1 pseudogene is annotated in these 766 nt (G+C 24.0%); it reads left to right on the top strand.

Annotated elements, in window-relative coordinates:
• Window positions 1-12 precede the first annotated feature (12 nt).
• Window positions 13-766 (top strand): annotated as a pseudogene (locus ELQ06_RS08515) (capsular biosynthesis protein); the annotation flags it as partial.

The following is a 766-nucleotide window of genomic DNA, read 5'->3' as shown; positions in this document are numbered from 1 at the left end:
AGGATGCCCCTTATGCATAAACCAAACTCAGCTATAGAAAGAATAAAAAATCATTTAGCTTATAAATTAGGCAAAGTTATGATTGACTTTAGTCATCAAAGAAATAATTATAAGTATGGGGGGGGGTATATAGCATTATTTAAAAAACTCTATAAAATCAAAAAACAACACAAAAAAGAACAAAAAATTTATCAACAAACCATACAAGTTTTTCCTCAACTCAAATATCCAAGTTTAGAAACATGCAGCGATTATGAGCAGGCTTTAAAATATAAATTTCATTTATCTTATATGCTTGGTGAAGTTCTTATACAAACTTTTCAAAATTTACATAAAGGAAGCATGTTTAAATTAGCTAAAAATATTAAAAAAGCCAATAAAGAATTTAAAATATTTAAAGAAATTTTTAATAATTTTGCGAAATTAAGTCCAAATATCATTAAAATAATCTCTAAAAATAAGCAAGCCTTTTTAAAAGAACTTCCAAGAATGCAAAATATATTAAAAATTCATCAAGATTATCAACCTATACTTGATAATATTTTCCATAATTCTAATTATTTTATACAAAATTTTAATCTTATAGAAGAATGGCTATTATCAAATGATTTTAATGAAAAATATAAAAAAGAAAATCATCCTTATCCTTCACTACTTGATCCCAAAAAACTAAATGATGAAAATGAAAAAATTAATTATAAAAATATTCCAGCTGAACTTGCTTGGGAGATGAATTTGCCTTTACCTGATAATTATGAATTTGTGT

Source organism: Campylobacter sp. CH246 (assembly GCF_004378835.1).
GTDB classification, from domain to species: Bacteria; Campylobacterota; Campylobacteria; order Campylobacterales; family Campylobacteraceae; genus Campylobacter_D; species Campylobacter_D jejuni.
This window is presented reverse-complemented; position numbering and strand designations above follow the sequence as displayed.